The 19649-nt window shown below is 30.5% G+C and carries 18 protein-coding genes; 10 read left to right on the top strand and 8 right to left on the bottom strand.

Features of this window, described 5'->3' with window-relative positions; genetic code table 11:
• Positions 1-36: 36 nt before the first annotated feature.
• Genes WN975_RS00505 through WN975_RS00520 form a run of 4 tightly spaced genes read right to left on the bottom strand, consistent with a single transcriptional unit; the run spans position 37 to position 3916 of the window.
• On the bottom strand, positions 37-1245 hold the full coding sequence (locus WN975_RS00505) for a DUF4350 domain-containing protein (protein ID WP_337964711.1): 1209 nt from the start codon (positions 1243-1245) through the stop codon (positions 37-39).
• Positions 1238-2011, bottom strand: a complete 774-nt coding sequence (locus tag WN975_RS00510) for a DUF4129 domain-containing protein (protein WP_337964712.1) — start codon at positions 2009-2011, stop codon at positions 1238-1240. Before WN975_RS00510 ends, WN975_RS00505 begins: the two co-directional genes overlap by 8 nt.
• A complete protein-coding gene (locus WN975_RS00515; RefSeq protein WP_337964713.1) occupies positions 2004-2951 on the bottom strand; it encodes a hypothetical protein in 948 nt (315 codons plus the stop codon). The genes WN975_RS00510 and WN975_RS00515 overlap by 8 nt, the downstream gene beginning before the upstream one ends.
• Positions 2951-3916, bottom strand: coding sequence for a stage II sporulation protein M (locus WN975_RS00520; RefSeq protein ID WP_337964714.1), 966 nt, complete (start codon positions 3914-3916; stop codon positions 2951-2953). Before WN975_RS00520 ends, WN975_RS00515 begins: the two co-directional genes overlap by 1 nt.
• Before the next feature lie 20 nt (positions 3917-3936).
• On the opposite strand from WN975_RS00520, the gene WN975_RS00525 reads away from it, so the two are divergent.
• The 6 genes from WN975_RS00525 to WN975_RS00550 all read left to right on the top strand — a co-directional run bounded on the left by WN975_RS00525 (position 3937) and on the right by WN975_RS00550 (position 10015).
• A complete protein-coding gene (locus WN975_RS00525) occupies positions 3937-4680 on the top strand; it encodes an RDD family protein (protein WP_337964715.1) in 744 nt (247 codons plus the stop codon).
• Between the two features lie 116 nt (positions 4681-4796).
• Complete coding sequence (locus WN975_RS00530) at positions 4797-5645, top strand: hypothetical protein (RefSeq protein ID WP_337964716.1); 849 nt, start codon at positions 4797-4799, stop codon at positions 5643-5645.
• A 57-nt stretch (positions 5646-5702) separates the two neighbouring features.
• Entirely contained in the window at positions 5703-6305 is a 603-nt protein-coding gene (locus tag WN975_RS00535) for a trimeric intracellular cation channel family protein (RefSeq protein WP_337964717.1), read from the top strand.
• 285 nt (positions 6306-6590) lie between these two features.
• Positions 6591-7568, top strand: coding sequence for a GNAT family N-acetyltransferase (locus WN975_RS00540; RefSeq protein ID WP_337964718.1), 978 nt, complete (start codon positions 6591-6593; stop codon positions 7566-7568).
• Positions 7569-7584: 16 nt separating this feature from the next.
• Complete coding sequence (locus WN975_RS00545; RefSeq protein WP_337964719.1) at positions 7585-8739, top strand: DegT/DnrJ/EryC1/StrS family aminotransferase; 1155 nt, start codon at positions 7585-7587, stop codon at positions 8737-8739.
• Positions 8740-8800: 61 nt separating this feature from the next.
• The gene (locus WN975_RS00550) at positions 8801-10015 is read left to right on the top strand and encodes an O-antigen translocase (RefSeq protein WP_337964720.1); all 1215 of its coding nucleotides are present in this window, start codon (positions 8801-8803) and stop codon (positions 10013-10015) included.
• Positions 10016-10036: 21 nt separating this feature from the next.
• Here WN975_RS00550 and WN975_RS00555 read toward each other — a convergent pair whose 3' ends face one another.
• Positions 10037-11173 carry a glycosyltransferase gene (locus tag WN975_RS00555; protein WP_337964721.1) on the bottom strand — a complete coding sequence of 379 codons (1137 nt, stop codon included), beginning with the start codon at positions 11171-11173 and terminating at the stop codon, positions 10037-10039.
• A gap of 39 nt (positions 11174-11212) precedes the next feature.
• Here WN975_RS00555 and WN975_RS00560 point away from each other — a divergent pair, with 39 nt between their 5' ends.
• Entirely contained in the window at positions 11213-12304 is a 1092-nt protein-coding gene (locus WN975_RS00560) for a glycosyltransferase (RefSeq protein ID WP_337964722.1), read from the top strand.
• Position 12305: 1 nt separating this feature from the next.
• Positions 12306-12713 carry an FdtA/QdtA family cupin domain-containing protein gene (locus WN975_RS00565; protein ID WP_337964723.1) on the top strand — a complete coding sequence of 136 codons (408 nt, stop codon included), beginning with the start codon at positions 12306-12308 and terminating at the stop codon, positions 12711-12713.
• On the opposite strand, the gene WN975_RS00570 is transcribed toward WN975_RS00565, so the two are convergent.
• From WN975_RS00570 to WN975_RS00580, 3 genes are read right to left on the bottom strand one after another with little or no spacing between them, the layout of a single operon-like run.
• The gene (locus WN975_RS00570; protein WP_337964724.1) at positions 12696-13622 is read right to left on the bottom strand and encodes a glycosyltransferase family A protein; all 927 of its coding nucleotides are present in this window, start codon (positions 13620-13622) and stop codon (positions 12696-12698) included. The two genes, WN975_RS00565 and WN975_RS00570, sit on opposite strands and share 18 nt — an antisense overlap.
• On the bottom strand, positions 13623-14510 hold the full coding sequence (locus tag WN975_RS00575) for a glycosyltransferase (protein ID WP_337964725.1): 888 nt from the start codon (positions 14508-14510) through the stop codon (positions 13623-13625).
• Positions 14510-15193 carry an ATP-binding cassette domain-containing protein gene (locus tag WN975_RS00580; protein WP_337964726.1) on the bottom strand — a complete coding sequence of 228 codons (684 nt, stop codon included), beginning with the start codon at positions 15191-15193 and terminating at the stop codon, positions 14510-14512. The genes WN975_RS00575 and WN975_RS00580 overlap by 1 nt, the downstream gene beginning before the upstream one ends.
• A 355-nt stretch (positions 15194-15548) precedes the next feature.
• Between WN975_RS00580 and WN975_RS00585 the strand changes: the two genes are divergently transcribed.
• Positions 15549-18563 (top strand): tetratricopeptide repeat protein, encoded by a 3015-nt coding sequence (locus tag WN975_RS00585; RefSeq protein ID WP_337964727.1) that lies wholly within the window; start codon positions 15549-15551, stop codon positions 18561-18563.
• A gap of 214 nt (positions 18564-18777) precedes the next feature.
• Entirely contained in the window at positions 18778-19641 is an 864-nt protein-coding gene (locus WN975_RS00590; protein WP_337964728.1) for a PhzF family phenazine biosynthesis protein, read from the top strand.
• Positions 19642-19649: the final 8 nt, after the last annotated feature.

Genomic DNA, 19649 nt, shown 5'->3' on the forward strand with positions numbered 1-19649 from the left:
AGTTGCTTATTTTAATCTGTGGAAAATGTTTTTATATTAATTTAAAACCTTTTCTATTGCGTTATTAATTCTGATTAAATCTTCTTCGAGACTTCCGTGATAACTCTTTCTGTGTTCGTTGATTAAGAATACAAGTTCCCGAATATCAGCTTCATCTTTGCCTGTTTTTAAATGCAATTTTTTGATAAAATCGTCATCTAGTTTTGTTGTGTCCAGTAAATATTCATTTCGGATTCGTTCCAGAAAATAAATGATTTTTTTATCAATAATATTCTCGTGATCGCCTTCCTGATAATATAAATTACCGATGGTTTTTGTAAAATCAATCGTTAAATTCGGCAAAGGTTTCAGAATTGGAACGATGCGTTGTTTTCGTTTTGCATTAAAAATTATAAAAATCAATATTCCGATTAAGGATAAATACCAAGCCCATTTTAAAGCTGGCTGACTAAAAATATAACGCAAAGGCGATTGCGAAATTTTCTCATCGTTTATTCCTTTTGTATACCAGAAAACGTCACCTTTTGGTAAATAAGAAAGTACATTTTCTGCATATTGATAATGATCTTTTTTCAATAAATGAAAATTACTAAATGCCGCTGGCTGCGTATGTAAATAAAAATAGCCGCTTTTGTACGCTACTTTTATAAAATTAATATGCTTCTGCTTTGGTATATAACTTTGATAACCTAAAACAGTAGTATTTAAAGTATCAATTTTTGAAAAATAATCATCACCAACTCCTTCTTTTAAATGATAGGTTTTGGAACTTACTTTTTTATTGGCAAGCCAAGTCGAGTTACTATCCGGAAGTCCGAAATTTACATTGGTTCTTAGTTTTAAACTGTCTAAAATTGCACTTGGAAACTCTCTCATACTCAAAAAAGCATTGTTTCCGTGAGATACAAAATAGAAAATTTCGGTCATAGACTGATTATCAATATTGTTTGCTTCTGATATGTTTAAAAATGTACCTTTTATAGAATAATTTTCGACCAAAGTATCTTCAACATATTTAGAATCCAAAAACTCATATGGAGTTTGGGTTACTATTTTTTCTAATTTCTGAGGCTTTAAAAAGCCATGGATTTCTTTGTCAAAAACATATAATCCAAGCGGAATTTTGTCATTGACAGAATAGGTTGGACTCCAATTGATAGGTTTTGGCTGATCGCGATCTGCTACTAAAATTAATGCTAAAACAAAAACCAGAATAGCGATGTAAATTTTGATATTTTTATCCATTGCTAAAGGTTTTTAAAGCTTTCTTAAATCTGTTTTCTGCTTTATCGAATGAAATTTCGTCAATTTGAAATTCTCCGTACCAAATATAATTATACAAGTAAGACAAATAAGTAAATTCTTCTTTGTGCACAGGCCTTTGAAGCTCGTATAAATAATCGGAATTTGTTTTTTCGATATCCCATTCTATATAATGATTCTGCGCCATAACTTTTAAAAGCCATAGATAATAATACCGAATTGCGATTCTTTTTTCGCCGGAATTAATGCTTTCTTTTATCAATTTTTCAAAATCTAAAAGATGTATGTTTTTTTCGATATCAGTATAATAGATCGTCTTTTTTTGTGCGTTTTTACCAAAAATCCATTGTCCTTCTTTATTAATCAAAGCTTTTGCAATAAGATAAATCACAGTTATAATTACTAAAACTGCAATGATTCTCAATAGAATTGAAACAAATTTGATAGAACTTGCTGTGTTTTCAAAACTAAATATTCTTCTAAAAACGCTTGCAAGCCAATCTTTAAAACGATCCCAGGCATTTTTTTCGGGCGTTTTATATTCATAGACAAAATCTGAATCTTTGTATTTCTTTTTGAAGTTTTTATTAAAAGTTTTGGCTTCAATTGTACTCGAATCAACTTGAATGTCTTTTTCTGTATATTTTATTGAAGCAATTTTTGGAGGTTCGGCTGTAGCCAAAGAATCCTGAGCATGCGAGATACCAGAGAAAAAAAGAAAAGATAAAAGGATTAAAAGTCTATTCATTATCGGTTCCAATTAATTCAATTTCCTGAGTAAACGTTTTATCTTTTGCTCCTAAACTATAATAGATAATTCCCTGATTTATCATAATCACGTTGTTAAAAATATTACCCAATGTAAGTAATAAAACAAAGATTAATGAAATGAAAACAAACAGAATTGGAGAACCTTCAAATGGTTGTACATCGAAGTTCGAATTTCCAATTGCTGTTGCAAAAAAGAAAAATATTCCAATAAAATAGAAGAACATTGTGATAGATCCTTGTATCATTTGAATCATTATCAATACTAAAAATGTTGCACCGATTGTTGACCAAAAATCTTCTTTCATTAAAAAATAAGCATGATTTAGAGACTGAAAAAAGCTTTTTTCTTCTGATAAATAAGTATAAAAACTAATATTCAACCACGTAAATAATGTAGGTATTGCAATTAACAAAAGCGGAAAACCAATTAAAACAAAACAAAGTAGGAATAGTAAAATTATAACCACAATCAAAACAGGAACAACAAGTAAAATGAGTCCAATTGAGAATTTTATTATTTTCCAAAGACTTTTTCTGAAGGTTTTTAAAACATCATCAGTTGTGAAATCGTTAGTGTTTTTTTGCGCGATTAATTTTAGATACAAAATTGGATAAGAAGAATTGAATAGCGATAAAAGTAATATTACAACAAAAAAGAGCACTATAAAACCAATAAAAACGGTATAATTATCATTGAAATAATGCAGAAAATTTGATTCAAATTGTCCTGAATTATTTTCTAATACAACTGAAAAATTAATTTTCAAAAACCAATAAACCAATGCTGCTACTATAATTAAGAAAGCTCCATTCATGATGAAGAAAATCTTAAAAAAGTGTTTTCCAAAGTTTTTAAAAAATGTAAAAGTGTCTATTATATAGTCGCCTAATTGTCTTTTTTTGAAAAGTTCAAACATTATAATGAAGTTGTTTTTTTGTGAACAATAAAGGGATAAACCAGATAATAAAATGAAATGATTCCCAGCGTAAATAAAATGATAAATGAGCTTAACCAGTTTGGCATATCAATCGAATAACGCGTGATAAAACCTTCGAGAAAACCTGCGCTAATCGTAAAAGGAAAAGTACTCAGGAATATTTTGAAACTGTTTTTGAAACCAATTTTAAAAGAATTCATTCTCGAAAAAGTTTTAGGAAACAATATCGAAGCGCCAAGAATAAATCCTGCCGTAGTTTCGATTACAATCGCAAAAATTTCCATAGAACCGTGAATCCAGATTCCGCGAACGCTTTTCCAGAAAACTCCTTGTTCATAAAAAAAGTACTGAAAAGATCCCAGCATAATTGAGTTTTGCAGAAATATCCAAAAAGTTCCTATTCCGCCCATAATGCCATAAAAATAACATTGAGCACCAACTTTTAGATTATTGAAAGTGATACCAATAAAACTTCCCCAATTGGTTCCGGAACCGTAAACAGCCATTGGATTACCTTTTTTGATGTTTTCCAAAGTCATATTTACATATGAATCTCCCAAAATCAAGCGAACAAAATTAGGATCGTATTTTGCCGAAACAACACCGATTGCTACAGTCGCAAAAAACAATATAAAAGCATACATCAAATATCTTTTGTATTCGTAAACGAGCAAAGGAACTTCTGTTTTAAAGAATTCCAGGAATCTGTTTTTTTCTGTTCGTTTCGTTTTGTATATCTTCTGATAAATCTGCGATGCCAAGTGATTTAAGTAAATAACCGTTTTACTTTTGGGATAATAAGTTTGGGCATACGACAAATCATTCATCAATTGAATGTACAAATTAGCTAACTCATCAGGATTTTTTTTAGCTTTACCAAAAATAGCTAGTTCAAATTCCAGCCATTTTTCTTTATTTTGTTTTATGAAGGCGACTTCTCTCATTGTAGGCTAAAATATAAAATATGTCAGAATTATCTATTAACACGACACAAAATGTTAAAATAAATTTTATAGCGGCATCGGTTGGTGAACGCTTAGGTTCCTATTTCATTGACTTGCTTATCAAAATCTCCTATGGAATAGTTGTTTTTTTAGTGTTTTTTTACGGTTTACATTTCGATAAAATGTTCGATAAACTAGATTCATGGTCTGTTATGTCGATACTTTTGTTCTTTTATTTGCCAATTATGCTTTATTCCATCATTCAGGAAAGTGTTTTTGAAGGACAAACGATTGGAAAAAAGTTAGTAAAAATAAAAGTGGTCAAAATCGACGGTTATCAGGCGGGTTTTGGCGATTATTTAATTCGATGGTTTTTTAGACTAATTGATTTTACATTGCTTTATGGACTTGTTGGATTAATTGCTGTTGTTACAAGCAAAAAAGCACAGCGATTAGGAGACATGGCGGCAGGAACGGCAGTGATTACTTTGAAAAATAAAATTGATATAAGCCACACGATTTTAGAAGAAATTGGAAACGCTTATGTGCCAACATATCCTTTGGTAATTAAATTATCTGATAATGATATGCGAATTATTAAAGAAACGTTTCAAAAAGCAGATGCCAAAAACGACCACGAAATGCTCTATAAACTAGTTGCTAAGATTGAAAGTGTAACCGGAATTAAAAATCAATCAGGGAACAATAGTGACTTTCTTAGAGTTATTCTTAAGGATTATAATTTTTACACACAAAATATGTAATTAATTTTGTTTTTTAGGGGTGTTGGTTTAGGATTTCGTAACTTTGTATATGCTTTCAATATTTATAAAAGGCGTAACCGAAAAGCCTAAGAGTAGGGAAATTTAATCTAAATACCATGAAAATTAATAAAGTAATTGCCGTATTAGTATTATTGCTTGTTTCAGTTTTTTCTTTTGCACAAGGAGGAAAAAAATTAGATAAAATAATAAAAAGAGATTACCAGATAATTGAATGTACGATTGCAAAAATGTCTGATAAAACCGTTGAATATTCTTTGCCGGGAGAAACATTGCAAATTTCGCTTGACGTTTCTCAAATTGCCAGAATAGATTTTGCCAGCGGACGTTCACAAACTTTTGATGTGTCTACAAGCAATACTTCTTCAAATAATTCAGTTCAGAATGTTGCTTCTGCCGATATGAAACCTAATACAATTGCTGTATTGCCAATTCCTTACGTAAATGCTGATACTCAGGAAAGTTCTGAGGATATGGCGAAGTTTGCTCAAAATGATATTTATAATAAACTGATCGATAAATCGGCAAATATTTTTCCTTTAACTGTTCAGGATTTAAGAACAACAAATAGTTTATTGCACAAAGCCGGAATTGATCACACTAATATAGATGAAACTCCTATTGAAGATCTCGAAAAAATTCTTGGAGTTGATAATGTTGTAGCCGCCAAAGTTTCGTATACAATTGGATCGGGAACAACTGCAACAACTTACAACAGCGGAAATGCAAAAGTAAGCGACAATAACAAGAAAGTTAAAACCAATGATATTTCGACTACAACAGCAAATACACAAGTTTATTATTACTACACCGTGTACTTTGATATGTACAAAAATGCCACAAAAATATACTCTCAAACACGCAAACCGTTCCTTGCTGTAAAAGACAGTTGGATGGATTCGATTACTTATTTATTGAAAAGAAGCCCGATTTACGTAAAAAAATAAACCAAAGCTAAAACCTTAGCAACTTAGAATCTCAGAACCTTAGAACCTCAAAAAGAAATGTTTCATTTATTAGATCTTATCGGTACAATGGCTTTTGCCATGTCCGGCGCTTTGACGGCAATGCACAAAAAACTCGATCCTTTTGGGGTTTTTATCATTGCATTTGTAACCGCCGTTGGAGGAGGAACATTGCGAGATGTTTTAATTGGCAGAACTCCTGTGGGTTGGATGCGTGATTTACAATATGTTTACGTAATTATTTTAGGTTTTGGATTGGCAATTCTCTTCAGAAAAAAGTTTGATAAATTAAGAACATCTTTGTTTTTGTTTGATACAATTGGGTTGGGAGTTTTTACATTAATAGGTCTTGAAAAAGGTATTATGATTGGTTTGCATCCCGTAATTTGTATTGCTTTAGGAACCATGACAGCTTGTTTTGGAGGTGTAACGCGTGATATTTTATGTACCGAAATTCCAACCATTTTCAGAAGAGAAATTTATGCTACGATCTGTATTTTGGGCGGAATCGTGTTTTTTGCTCTAAGAAAATTGAATCTAAATGACGATGTTTTATATTTAGTAACATCACTTGTAATTATCACAGTTCGATTAATGGCCGTAAAATACAAATGGTATTTACGTGCATTTGACCACAAATAAAAATTTTAAACGATATTAGCCATAGATTCAAGAAAGTGTTTTAGGATTTTGACACCCGAGCGATAGCGAACGGATGAAGTAAAGAGTTGCTAACTCAAAAAGGATCTAGTTTAAAAAGAGATAAATAAAATTATTAAGATTAAAATGATTTTGTTTCACGTAGATTTTGCAGATTAATGCAAATTTAATTTTAGATTTTTATTGAATTAATCTGCGCTTATCAGCTTAAATATTTTTAAATCTGCGTGAAAAATAATTCATGCAATTTGTGGCAAAAGAAAAAAAATGACAAAGTTTACCGTAAAACAATACGACAGAAACGATTATCAAATCTGGAATGACTTTATAAGTCAGGCTAAAAATGCTACGTTTTTATTTTGTCGAGATTTTATGGAATATCATAAAGATCGTTTTGAAGATTTTTCGCTTTTAGTTTTCGAAGACGAGAAATTAATAAGCGTTTTGCCTGCTAATAAAGTTGGAAATTCAATTTACTCACATCAAGGACTTACTTACGGCGGATTAGTTTACAAAGAGCAAACAAAATTAGCGACAGTTATTGAAGTTTTTCGATCAGTTTTGTTTTTTTTGAATGAAAACAACTTTCAAAAATTACATTTAAAAACACTTCCTTCAATTTATCATCAAAAACCTGCTGAAGAAGTTTTGTATGCTTTGTTTTTATCCGAAGCAAAATTAGTACGACGAGATTCACTTTCGGTAATAGACTTATCCCAAGAAAACAAGACTTCTAAAATCAGAAAAAGAGGTTTTCAAAAAGGCGTTTCAAACCAATTAATTATAAAAGAAGAAACTGATTTTGAATCGTTTTGGAATAATGTTTTGATTCCGAATTTAAATGAAAAACATAGCGCAAATCCTGTTCATTCTGTAGAAGAAATGAATTATTTAAAAGGGCATTTTCCTAAAAATATTCATCAGTTTAATGTTTATTTAGAAGATAAAATTGTGGCGGGAACAACAGTTTTCGAAACAGAAACAGTAGCACATTGTCAATATATTTCGAAAAATGAAAATCAGGAAAATCTGGGAAGTTTGGATTATTTATTTCATTATTTGATTCAGGAAAGATTTGCTAAAAAGAGATTTTTTGATTTTGGAATTTCAAACGAAAATCAAGGAAGAAATCTAAACGAAGGATTAACATATTGGAAAGAAAGTTTTGGCGCAAGTACAATAGTTCATGATTTTTACGAATTAGAAACCGCAAATTATAATAAGTTAAATGGTATTTTTGTTTAAAAATTAAAGAAATAAAATGATATCATTTCTGGATCTAAAAAAAATTAACGAGCCTTATGAAACTGCTTTTCAGGAAAAACTGAAATTGGTTTTGGAAAATGGCTGGTATATTTTAGGGAAAGAAGTTGAAACATTTGAAAAAGCTTTCGCCGAATATTGCCAAATCCAATATTGCATTGGAGTAGGGAATGGTTTAGATGCTTTGGTTTTGATTTTTAAAGGATATATAGCTTTAGGAAAACTCCAAAAAGGCGACGAAGTTATTGTTCCGGCCAATACTTATATTGCCAGTATTCTGGCGATTTTAGAAGCCGATTTAATTCCGATTTTGGTCGAGCCAAAATTAGAAACCTACAATATAAATCCAGATTTAATTCAGGAGAAAATTACCTCTATAACAAAAGCAATTTTAGCCGTTCATCTTTACGGACAATTGGCTGAAATGGATAAAATCAACGAAATTGCAAGAAATAATGATCTAATAGTTGTAGAGGATGCAGCGCAATCTCACGGTGCAAAAGTAAATTCCAATGATTTAAAATTCCAAATTCCAAATGCTGAGAACGGCTCGCAAAGTAATCAACAATTAACAATTAACAATCAACAATCAGCGCAAGCGTATAGTTTTTATCCAGCAAAAAATCTAGGATGTTTGGGTGATGGCGGCGCGATAACTACAAATGATTCAGAATTAGCAAAAGTGATTTTTTCGCTTCGAAATTATGGCTCCGATAAAAAATATTATAACGATTATATTGGTGTAAATTCTAGATTAGACGAAATTCAGGCTTCGTTTTTAAATCTGAAATTGCCGAATTTAGATGCTGATAATGCTAAACGCAGAGTTATTGCAAAACGTTATTTATCAGAAATTAAAAATGACAAAATAATACTTCCGGTTTGGGATTTTTCTAATAATCATGTTTTTCATTTGTTTGTCATTCGCACGAAAAACAGAGAAGAATTTCAGGATTATTTGGTTCAGAATAACATTCAAACTGTTATTCATTATCCCGTTCCGCCACATAAACAAAAAGCATTTCCGCAATGGAATACGTTATCATTCTCAATAACGGAACAAATCCATAATGAGGTTTTAAGTTTGCCTATAAGTCCTGTTTTGACAGAAGAAGAGGTTAGTTTTATTATCGAAATTATTAATAAATACTAACTTGAATTTCCTTAAAAAATATACTCAAAATAACCTGTTTAGAATCTCTTCTTTAAACAGTTTGAGTGTAATCTTAAAAATTGGAATTGGATTAATTACATCAAAATTATTGGCGATTTTTGTTGGTCCAAGCGGAATGGCTTTGGTTGGGAATCTTCGTAATTTTTTGACTTCGCTTGAAAGTGTTTCGACACTAGGTTTTCAAAGTGGAATTGTAAAATATGTTGCCGAAAACGAAAAGAATAAAACCGAACTTCAAAAGATAATTGCCACAGTTTTTATAACATTATTATTACTCGTAATAGTCTTAAGCGGACTTTTATTTTTTCTGGCTTCTTTCTGGAATAACAGAATCTTTGGTGCTAATTTTGAGTTTTCTTTAGTATTTAAAATATTGGCTTTGGCTTTGCCTTGGTATGCAATTTCAATTTTTTTGCTTGCCGTAATTAATGGTTTAGGGAAGTTCAAAAAAGTAATCTGGATTAACTGTATTGGTAATACGATCGGATTATTGGTTTCAGTTTTATTAATCTTAAAATTTAAAACTTTAGGAGCATTATTGGCGGTTGTTATTTCGCCTGCATTATTGTTTTTCGTAACGTTTTATTTCATCAATAAAGAAATTGCTTTTTTTGATACAATCAAATTTCGATTTTTCGATTTTAGAATCATCAAAGATTTATCGTCTTATTCTTTAATGGCGTTGGTTTCGGCTGTTTTTGGACCTTTGGTTTTTCTGGCAATCAGGAATAATGTCATACAAACTTTAGGAATAGATCAGGCAGGATATTGGGAAACAATGACAAGGATTTCGTCTTATTATTTACTATTTGTTTCGACTCTTTTAAGCGTTTATTTTTTGCCGAAATTATCAAATTCTAAAACAGATCAAGAAACGAAATCTATATTTTGGAGTTATTATAAAACCATTTTACCCGTTTTTATTATTGGAGTTACGATAATCTATTTTTTACGTTTTTTTATCATAAAACTGCTTTTTACAGCCGAATTTCTTCCTGTTGAAAGTTTGTTTTTAGGACAATTATTGGGTGATGTTTTTAAAGTATGTTCTTTGATTTTGGGCTTTCAGTTTTTGGCTAAAAAAATGACCGTTGCCTTTATAATTTCAGAACTGTTATCACTTGCCGTTTTATATTTTTCAAGCCTTTATTTTATCCGCATTTTTGGGATTGAAGGAGTTGTTTTGGCACAAGCTTTTGATAATTTTCTTTATTTGATGGTACTTTGTGTTTATTTTAGAAAGAGCTTATTTTAGTTAGAACATAAAACTTATAAACTAATTATTTTCCCATGTCTCTAAATACTTTTGAGCAATTTTTACATAATAATGCTCATTCTCGATAAATAATCTGGCTCGTTTACTAATGGCTATTAGTTCTGTTGGATTTTCTATTAAAAACGAGAGTTCATTTACCAGATAATAAACATCAGGTTTGGCGTTGATACAAACTCTTTCTGTTAAATTATAATATTGCATAAATTCAGTTTCGGCGCCGGTAAAAACGACCTTACCTTTTGCCATTGCTTCAAGAGCATTGTATCCCTGATCGTACGAATATACCTGATCTAGCAAGATGTGAGCTTTGTTATATAAATCTATATATTTATTGTACGGAAAATCTTTTGTAGTTATAATGTCGATTTTATCTGAATATTTTTGCTGAATAATTTTAAGTGCTTCTTCAAAAATATTGTTTCCTTTTTTTAAATAATTTGATGTATTAATTCCATGGAAAATAATGATTTTATCGTCAATTTTTATTGGATTAAACTCAATTTTTGATACATTAATCGGATTTGGAATTAAACCTAAATATTTAGAATTTCCTGTCAATGGAAGATGATAATCTAAATCCGAAGCTATAATTCCGTTGCAGTTTTTGTAGATAAACTGATGTAGTTTTTTAAATGAGTTTTTTTGAAATTTTAAAACATTTCCAAAAGATTTTGCATCTATTTTATGATTTATGTATAATGGAATTACGGATTTAAAACTTGGGTTTTCAAAACAGTACTTTACATTTAAATAATCGTATCCTGAACTTAATAAACATAATTTCTGATTGTTTTTTAAGAGATGTGAAATTATCTTTTTTTCAAATTTATACGTGCAATAAAAGCTGTTTTCATTAATAAGTTGAACGACATCAAAACCGGAACATTCTTTTTTGTGTTTTAAAAACTGACGATAAGTTAAGTAAGAACTAATATCAAAACCTGTGATCTTATAAATAGCGATTTTTATTTTTTTTAAAATTCCTGTATCCCATTTCTTTTGAATTAGAATATCGACAGGAAATTGTTTAAAACCATCATTATGACCAATAATTAGAACTTGGTGCCCCAAATTTTCCAGACCTTCTTTTAAAGAATTATGCAAACGGCTAAATTCGCCTACCAGTAAAATTTTCATTTGATGTATATTTAACAAATATATTATATTTTAGCCAATATGATAAATTCAAAACTCAAGGTAGCAATTGTTTCGACTTCTCTGGCAACTGGTGGTGCAGAACGTTTTGCTTCTTTATTGAGCAAGATGCTTGAAGATGATATCGTTGAGGTTCATAATATAATCATTAATGATGTTGTTGATTATAATTATCAAGGCAAATTATATAATATAGGAAAGCTTTCAGACAGTAGATTTTCGTTTTATAAAAAAATAAAAAAAGGTTTTCTATTGCATCAATATCTAAAACAGAATAAAATTCAGTTGATTATTGATAATCGTCCGCGGAATCATTTTTTAAGGGAAATTATTTCGAGTTTAATTTATGGTAATAGAAAAAAATGGTTTGTAATTCACAGTTTTAATCTGAAAAATTATTTTCCGAGACCTTATTTTTTATCAAAAAGGATATATCAAAAAGCCGATAAATTAATTTGTGTCTCAAAAGAAATAGAAGATTTAGTTATAGAAAAATTTAATTTTTCGAATACAGTGACAATCTACAATCCTTTTGAAATTTCTGAATTCGAAAGCGATAATGAAGTTTCTCAATCAGATAAATACATTTTGTTTTTTGGAAGGTTTAATGAGAAGGTTAAAAATTTCAGTTTGATGCTGGAGGCTTTTTTAAAATCTGAAATTTATAATTCAGGATATTCATTATATTTATTGGGAGAAGGTCCAGATTTAAAATTTATTCAAAAAAAAATAAAGGATTTAGGTTTGGAGAAATTTGTGAGAATAATTCCATCAAGGCAAAATCCTTACGAATACATTTCAAAATCAAAATATACTGTTTTAACGAGCCATTTTGAAGGTTTTCCAATGTCTGTAATAGAATCATTAGCGATTGGAATACCGGTAATTTCTGTAGATTGTAAATCTGGACCAAAGGAAATTATTCAATCGGAGTTTAATGGTTTACTGGTAGAAAATTATAATTCGACTTTGCTTGCAGAAGCTTTTAAAAGAATGATTTATGATGAAGAATTGTTTCGTTTTTGTAAAAATAACGCCGCCCGAAGCGTAGCGCATTTATCTCTTGAAACTATCGCCAAACAATGGAAAAATTTAATACTACAAATAAAATAGGATGAACAATATAAAGAATGTTCGTTTAATCGAAATTCCAAAAATTCAAGATAGGCGCGGTAATCTTTCAGTTATTGAAGGCGAAGCGATACCATTTACATTCAAAAGAGTGTATTATTTGTACGATGTGCCTAGCGGAAGTAAACGTGGCGGTCATGCTCATAAACAGCAACAAGAGTTTTTAATTGCTTTGAGCGGAAGTTTTGATGTAATTCTGAAAGACGGAAAATCAATTGAGACTATAACGCTTAACAAACCAAATTTTGGGTTGTTAATTGAAGATGGAATCTGGAGAGAATTAAAAAATTTTTCTTCAGGATCCGTTTGTCTTGTACTGGCTTCTGATGAATTTGATGAAGAAGATTATATCAGAGAATTTAAAGAATTTAAGTTATTTAAAAACCGATGAGCCAATTCCAAGGTTTGCCATTTTGAGTTTTATCTGAATTAAAAATTGTAGAAAAAAGGGAGGAAGCTGCAATAGAAATCTTTTTTTGAAACTAATTTTTTTTAAATCAATTCCTTTATAATAATAGTCAAACATGGCTTTGTCCGAAACTAATTTGCTTTTGATTGCGAGTGAAAATCGATTTAAATCTAAAAAAAGTTTAAGATCGGCATTTGTTTTTTCAAGTTCGGAAAATTTTGAAAAGTCCATTTTAGAATTTAAAAAGTTATTGTTTTTAGATAAACTATTTTCATCATAAACATAACGGGCAAGAATTTTCCAAGAGAATACAACAGGATATATCAAACCTATTCTAATCCAGAGATCAGTATCCTGGCCACTTTTTATTTTTGGGTCAAATAAACCAATTTCGTTAAAAAGATCTTTATCAAATACAGCACAAGAAGTGCAAATTGCTGTTGTTTTTAAACTTCCATGAAAGTAATTGACTAATTCAAAATCGCCTTTTTTTTGTATGGAATATGTGGCTGGAAATGTTTTCTTTGAAGTTTCAATTTCAATTGCTCCTGAAAAAACTTTTTGCTCCGGAAAAAGCTGTGTAGCTTCATGCATTACTTTCAAAAAATTTGGATACCAGTAATCATCGGCGTCAAGGAAAGTTATGAAATTAGATTTTGCTTTTTCGACACCATAATTCCGAGCTATAGAAACACCTTCGTTGTCTTTGGAGAAATATTGAATTCTAAGATCTTTAAATTGTAATAGTTTCTCTTCGCTTTTATCTGTTGATCCGTCATTAATCACAATAATTTCGAAATCCTGAAAAGTTTGATTCAAGACACTTTTTATCGTGTTTTCGATAAAATTTTCTTTGTTGTATAATGGGATTATAACAGAAAAAAAAGCCATTTATTTTGATTTTAAAGTGCAATAATAGCCCAATCGATACAAATCGAAAAGAAATAATGATGGTTTTTTGCTAAACAATTGTCTCAGAAAAAGAGATTTTGAAGTTTTAAAACCAAAAGCAATAATATGTTGAAAACCGTATTTTTTTATAAGTAAAAAGTAATGAGAGAGTTTTACATAATTAGAGGAAATTAAATTAGAATCTACGAGATTTTTTAATCCAATTACAGCTTCTTCAGATTTTCTTAAGAATGTCTCATTATCTTCTAATCCCAGATGATAAACGGTATTTTCTATATGAATAACTTCAATTTTTTGTTGCATTAATTCATACGAAAACAAAGTATCTTCATGCCTTAGATTTGGAATACTTTCATTGAAATTGACTTTTGAGAAAATACTTTTTTTAATTAAAAAGTTTAAAGTCAAAAATGAAATGTAAGGATTTTTATTTCGATCTGAAGTTGTTAATGCCTCACGTTTTGTCCCGTAAACCCAACGTAAAAGCTTGTTTTTTGATGGTTGTGCGCTTTCGTACAAAATACCTCCGTAGACTATTCTTTCATCATTATTTATTTGTAAAATATATTTAGATAGAAAGTCTTTGTGGACTGGAATTGTATCAGCATCAAGAAAAAGCAAGTTTTCGTAAATTGCTTTTTGCGCCAGTAAATTCCGAATTGCACTTCGTCCGATATTTTCCTGTAAAACTAAAAAAGAGCAATTCTGAAATTGATTAATTTGCTGGTTTTCATTTGTAAAAAAAGCGGAAGCATCATCTAAGCAAATAATTTCAAAAGCAATACTTAATTCCAAAGCTTGATTATGCAGTTTTTCAACTAATGAAACAACATTATAATTATAAGTAGGAATTAATATAGAAAGCATTACACATTGCGTTGCACGACTTCAAAAATTCTTTCGTCTTCACATTTTAAGGTTTTAGACGGGAATTTCATCAATAGCGCATAATCATGAGTTGCCATGATAATCGTTTTACCGTTTGCATTGATTTTTTTCAATACTTCAAGAACTTCAGAACTTGTTTGTGGATCAAGGTTTCCGGTTGGTTCATCGGCAAGAATAAATTCAGGATCGTTTAGCAATGCTCTTGCAATCGCAACACGTTGTTGTTCTCCTCCAGAAAGTTGGTGTGGCATTTTATTCAGGAAATCTTTCATTCCTACTTTGTCCAGAACTTCATCAATTTTATGTTCCATTGCTTCTTTTTCTGTCCAGCCAGTTGCTTTCAATACAAAAAGCATATTGTCTTTTACAGAACGATCCGGAAGCAATTTGAAATCCTGAAATACAATTCCAATTTTACGTCTCAAATACGGAATTTCACTTTCTTTTAATGCCGCCAAATCAAACTCAACGATATGACCTTCACCTTCAGTTAAAGGCAAATCACCGTACAATGTTTTCATAAAGCTACTTTTTCCAGAACCTGTTTTTCCAATTATATAGATAAATTCACCATGTTGAACATCTAAATTAATATGAGATAAAATTTTTCTTCCTTCCTGATATATAGTTACTTCTTTAAGAGACAGTACGATTTGTGACATAATAAATTGATTTGATTGGTAAAAGTAATAAGATAACGGTTGGATTCAAAATAAATTTCAATCATTTCTTGTAAAATATTAAAATGAAAATTGAAACCATATAAGTGATTTAAGTTCATTTTAGTAAATGGTGCAACGAAGTTTTTTTATTTAATAAAGCTTATATGAGTTTAGAGTAATAACTAAATGTGAAAAACACCTAGCTTATAATTACTTATATCACTTATATGGTTGAAAAATGGCATTTCAGGAGTTGTAGAATATGCGTTGTTATATTTTTGTTCATAATAAATGCTTGAATCGTTTCGTTATAAACGTTATAAAATGATACATTTGAATACTAAATATAATTAAAATGCGTAGACTTTCCTGGTTCTTTTTACTCCATATAATCCTTATTTCGACCATAGTTTCGGCACAAAAATCAGCTATATATACTTACGATTTAAAGACTTTTGACAAAGCACTGGCTTTATACAATGACAAACAATATGCGTCGGCTCAACTTATTTTTGAATATGTAAAAAACAACGCAACGACCGAAGAAGTTCAGTCAGATTGTGCTTATTACATCGCCAATTGCGCCATTAGAACCAACAAAGCAAATGCTGATGCTTTGATGGAAAAATTTGTTGAAGATTATCCAACAAGTACAAAACAAAATCAGGCTTATGTAGAAGTTGCTCAGTTTTTCTTTGAACAGGGAAATTATCCAAAAGCGTTGCAATGGTTTGACAAAGTGGATGAAAGTTATATGAGTAAATCTGATTCGGATAAGTTTAATTTTCAAAAAGGATACAGTTATTTCAATGCCAAAAAGAAAAAAGAAGCTACTACATATTTTAATAAAGTGGTAAATTCTCCTGAATTTGGTTCTCAAGCCAAATATTATCTTGGATTTATGGCTTATGAAGGCGACGATTATAAAGAAGCGACTAAATATTTTGATGAAGTTTCGGGCGAAGAAAAATACAAAGAAAAGCTGTCGTATTATCAGGCCGATATGAATTTCAAATTAGGAAATTTCCAAAAAGCAATCGATTTGGGACAAACTGCAATGTCTAAATCAAATGCTATTGAAAAATCTGAATTGAATAAAATTATTGGAGAAAGTTATTTTAATTTAAAACAATACGGCAAAGCGATTCCGTTTTTAGAGCAATATGCTGGTAAAAAAGGAAAGTGGAACAATACGGATTTTTACCAATTAGGATATGCTTATTATGAGCAAAAAGACTATGAAAAAGCAATTTCTCAATTCAATAAAATCATTGAAGGGAAAGATTTCGTAGCTCAAAATGCGTATTATCATTTAGGTTTAAGTTATCTAAATACGGGTAAAAAACAAGAAGCTTTGAATGCTTTTAAAAATGCTTCGGAAATGGATTTTAATGCACAAATTCAGGAAGATGCGGCTTTAAATTATGCTAAAGTGAGTTATGATATTGGGAATGCATATCAAACTGTTCCTGGAATTTTACTTGATTTCTTAAAAAAATATCCAAATAATTCAAGCAGATCTGAGGTAGAAAAATTATTGGTCGATTCTTATATTTCGACTAAAAACTATAAAGAAGCTTTGGTTTTATTAGAGAAAAACAGATCGGCAGAAAATAAAGCGGCATATCAAAAAGTACTTTTTTACAGAGGTTTAGAATTGTATAATGAATCAAATTATCAAGAAGCCGGAAAGATGTTCAAAAGCGCTATAAGCGAACAAAAAACACCTGAATTTACAGCTCGTGCGACTTTCTGGAAAGCTGAAACTGAATATCTTTCAGATGATTTTCAGAATGCTTTATTAAGCTACAAACAGTTTGCTGGTTTGGCTGCAGCCAAAACTACTGACGAGTATAAAAACATCAATTACAATATTGGTTACACTTATTTTAAACTGAAAGAATACGATTCAGCAGGAAATTCTTTTCAGGCACAAATTGATAATGCAAAAGAAGATAAAGTTCGTTTGAATGATTCGTATTTACGTTTGGGAGATTGCCGTTTTGTGAGTGCAAAATATAGTGCTGCAAATGAAGCTTACGCAAAAGCGATCGAAGCAAAAGGTGTTGATGCGGATTATGCTCAATTTCAAAAAGCAATTTCATATGGTTTTATGTCTAAAAATGATAAGAAAATTGATGAATTGAATAATTTCATTCAGATGTATAAAAAATCAGAATATCGTGATGATGCTTTATTCGAATTGGGAAATACTTATGTGGCTGAAAAGAAAAATGATCAGGCGCTTAAAACTTACGATCAGTTAATCTCTGAATATAAAAACGGTTCATTTACGTCGAAATCTATTTTGAGACAAGGTTTGATTTATTACAACTCAGATCGTGATGATCAGGCTTTGGTTAAATTCAAAAAAGTCGCAGCAGAATTTCCAAAAACTCCGGAAGCTTTAGAGGCAGTTTCTACAGCGAGATTGATTTATGTTGATTCCGGAAAAGTCGATGAATATGCAACTTGGGTTCGTACGCTGGATTTTGTTTCGGTTACAGATGCTGAATTGGATAATGATACTTATGATGCAGCTTTCAAACAATACAGTCAAAATAACAGCAAACAGGCAATTACAGGTTTTGCAGGTTATATCGCTAAATTTTCGTCAGGACTTCATGCGCTTGAAGCTAATTTTTATTTGGCACAATTGTATTTTGCAGAAGGTTCAGAAACGAAATCAACTTCAAATTATCAATATGTAATCGATCAGCCAAGAAGTGAATTTACAGAACAAGCGTTAACGCGTTTGGGGCAAATTTTCTTAAAAGCAAAAGATTGCGACAAATCGATTCCGGTTTTGGTACGTTTAGAAAACGAAGCCGATTTTCCTCAGAATAAAAGTTTTGCACAAGCTAATTTGATGAAATGTTATTATGACAAAAAAAATTACGATAATTCGGTTGTGTATGCAGACAAAGTGTTGCAAAACGCAAAAGCCGATGCAAATGTAAAATCTGATGCACAAATTATCGTAGCGCGTGCGGCAATGCAAACTGGTGATGAAGCTAAAGCTAAAGCTGCTTACGCGAAATTATCGGCAACTTCAAAAGGAGAATTAGCAGCAGAAGCGTTGTATTATGATGCTTATTTTAAAACTAAAGAAGGCAAGTTTGATGCTTCGAATGTTTCAGTTCAGAAGTTGGCCAAAAACTATTCGGCTTATAAATATTATGGAGCGAAGAGTTTGGTTTTGATGGCGAAAAACTTCTACGGATTAAAAGACAGTTATCAGGCAACTTACATTTTGGATAACGTAATCAACAATTTTACAGATTATCCGGATGTTGTCGAAGAAGCTAAAACGGAATTAAGTGCAATTAAGTTAGAGGAATCAAAAACGAATTCGTCTATTAATAAGTAAGAAGTAAAGAGTATAGAAAATAGAATATAGAAGATAGAGACAAGAAGCAAGATGAAAGATTGCTGAGAAGTCTTTTCTTTTTGTTCTTTCATCTGTTTTCTGAAAAAACAATAAGAATAAAAGATTACAGAGTAAAGAATATAGATTGAAAAGCAAAGATTGAAAGTCTATTCTCTTTATTCTATACTCTATTTTCTCAAAAAAAAAGAAAAAAATGAATTTACCTTTTTATATAATCGATGTTTTTGCTGATAAAAAATATGCCGGAAATCAATTGGCGGTTTTTTTAGATGCGGAAAATTTGAATAAAGAACAAATGCAGCAGATTGCTCGCGAAATTAATTTTGCTGAAAGCACTTTTATTACCAAGCTGGATTTAGAAAATAATAAAGCAGAGATTAAAATTTTTACGCCAGCGCATGAAATGCAATTTGCGGGTCATCCGATAATTGGAACTTCGTGGGTTTTGATGAATAAAATATTTGAGAATTCGCCTGAAAACTTAAAGTTGAATGTTCCGATTGGACCAATTGCAATTCATAAAACAGAAGATTTGATTTGGCTTAAAGCCGCACAACCAAAATTCTGGGATATTTTTTCGAAAGAAGATTTTGGTGTTTTCAGTAATTTAAAAAATCACGATTTCGAAAATCAATTTCCAATTCAGGAAGTAACAACCGGAAGCGCCTTTGTAATGGTTGGATTAAGTAGTAAAAGAGCCTTAGAAAATCTGGTTTTAGACAAAGATAAAACGGATGATTGGCTGAAAAAGAACTGCAAAACAGATCATAGAGGTTTATACTTTTATTATTTAGAAGGTTCAAAATTGTTTAGCCGAATGTTGTGCATAGAACACAATCAATTGGTTGAAGATGCTGCAACAGGAAGCGCAAGTACGTGTTTACAAGCTTTTCTTTTAAAATATCATAAACCTGAAATTGATCTGATTAATTATCAGGGAGATTATATCGATCGTCCATCTCAGATTTATTTCAAAGGAAGTTTAAACGAAAATGACTTTGATATAAAAATAGGAGGAAAAGCTCAGTTTGTTGCAAAAGGGGAGTGGGAAGCTTAGTTTTAGAA

This window comes from uncultured Flavobacterium sp., assembly GCF_951805225.1.
In the GTDB taxonomy this organism is placed as follows: Bacteria; Bacteroidota; Bacteroidia; order Flavobacteriales; family Flavobacteriaceae; genus Flavobacterium.

What these genes read in the sequence shown, in the direction of transcription:
- WN975_RS00505 (WP_337964711.1), bottom strand. Translation starts at nt 1,245, where the DNA reads ATGGATAAAAATATCAAAATTTACATCGCTATTCTGGTTTTTGTTTTA.
- WN975_RS00510 (WP_337964712.1), bottom strand. Translation starts at nt 2,011, where the DNA reads ATGAATAGACTTTTAATCCTTTTATCTTTTCTTTTTTTCTCTGGTATC.
- WN975_RS00585 (WP_337964727.1), top strand. Translation starts at nt 15,549, where the DNA reads ATGCGTAGACTTTCCTGGTTCTTTTTACTCCATATAATCCTTATTTCG.
- WN975_RS00530 (WP_337964716.1), top strand. Translation starts at nt 4,797, where the DNA reads ATGAAAATTAATAAAGTAATTGCCGTATTAGTATTATTGCTTGTTTCA.
- WN975_RS00520 (WP_337964714.1), bottom strand. Translation starts at nt 3,916, where the DNA reads ATGAGAGAAGTCGCCTTCATAAAACAAAATAAAGAAAAATGGCTGGAA.
- WN975_RS00560 (WP_337964722.1), top strand. Translation starts at nt 11,213, where the DNA reads ATGATAAATTCAAAACTCAAGGTAGCAATTGTTTCGACTTCTCTGGCA.
- WN975_RS00555 (WP_337964721.1), bottom strand. Translation starts at nt 11,173, where the DNA reads ATGAAAATTTTACTGGTAGGCGAATTTAGCCGTTTGCATAATTCTTTA.
- WN975_RS00570 (WP_337964724.1), bottom strand. Translation starts at nt 13,622, where the DNA reads ATGGCTTTTTTTTCTGTTATAATCCCATTATACAACAAAGAAAATTTT.
- WN975_RS00580 (WP_337964726.1), bottom strand. Translation starts at nt 15,193, where the DNA reads ATGTCACAAATCGTACTGTCTCTTAAAGAAGTAACTATATATCAGGAA.
- WN975_RS00575 (WP_337964725.1), bottom strand. Translation starts at nt 14,510, where the DNA reads ATGCTTTCTATATTAATTCCTACTTATAATTATAATGTTGTTTCATTA.
- WN975_RS00590 (WP_337964728.1), top strand. Translation starts at nt 18,778, where the DNA reads ATGAATTTACCTTTTTATATAATCGATGTTTTTGCTGATAAAAAATAT.
- WN975_RS00545 (WP_337964719.1), top strand. Translation starts at nt 7,585, where the DNA reads ATGATATCATTTCTGGATCTAAAAAAAATTAACGAGCCTTATGAAACT.
- WN975_RS00540 (WP_337964718.1), top strand. Translation starts at nt 6,591, where the DNA reads ATGACAAAGTTTACCGTAAAACAATACGACAGAAACGATTATCAAATC.
- WN975_RS00565 (WP_337964723.1), top strand. Translation starts at nt 12,306, where the DNA reads ATGAACAATATAAAGAATGTTCGTTTAATCGAAATTCCAAAAATTCAA.
- WN975_RS00515 (WP_337964713.1), bottom strand. Translation starts at nt 2,951, where the DNA reads ATGTTTGAACTTTTCAAAAAAAGACAATTAGGCGACTATATAATAGAC.
- WN975_RS00525 (WP_337964715.1), top strand. Translation starts at nt 3,937, where the DNA reads ATGTCAGAATTATCTATTAACACGACACAAAATGTTAAAATAAATTTT.
- WN975_RS00535 (WP_337964717.1), top strand. Translation starts at nt 5,703, where the DNA reads ATGTTTCATTTATTAGATCTTATCGGTACAATGGCTTTTGCCATGTCC.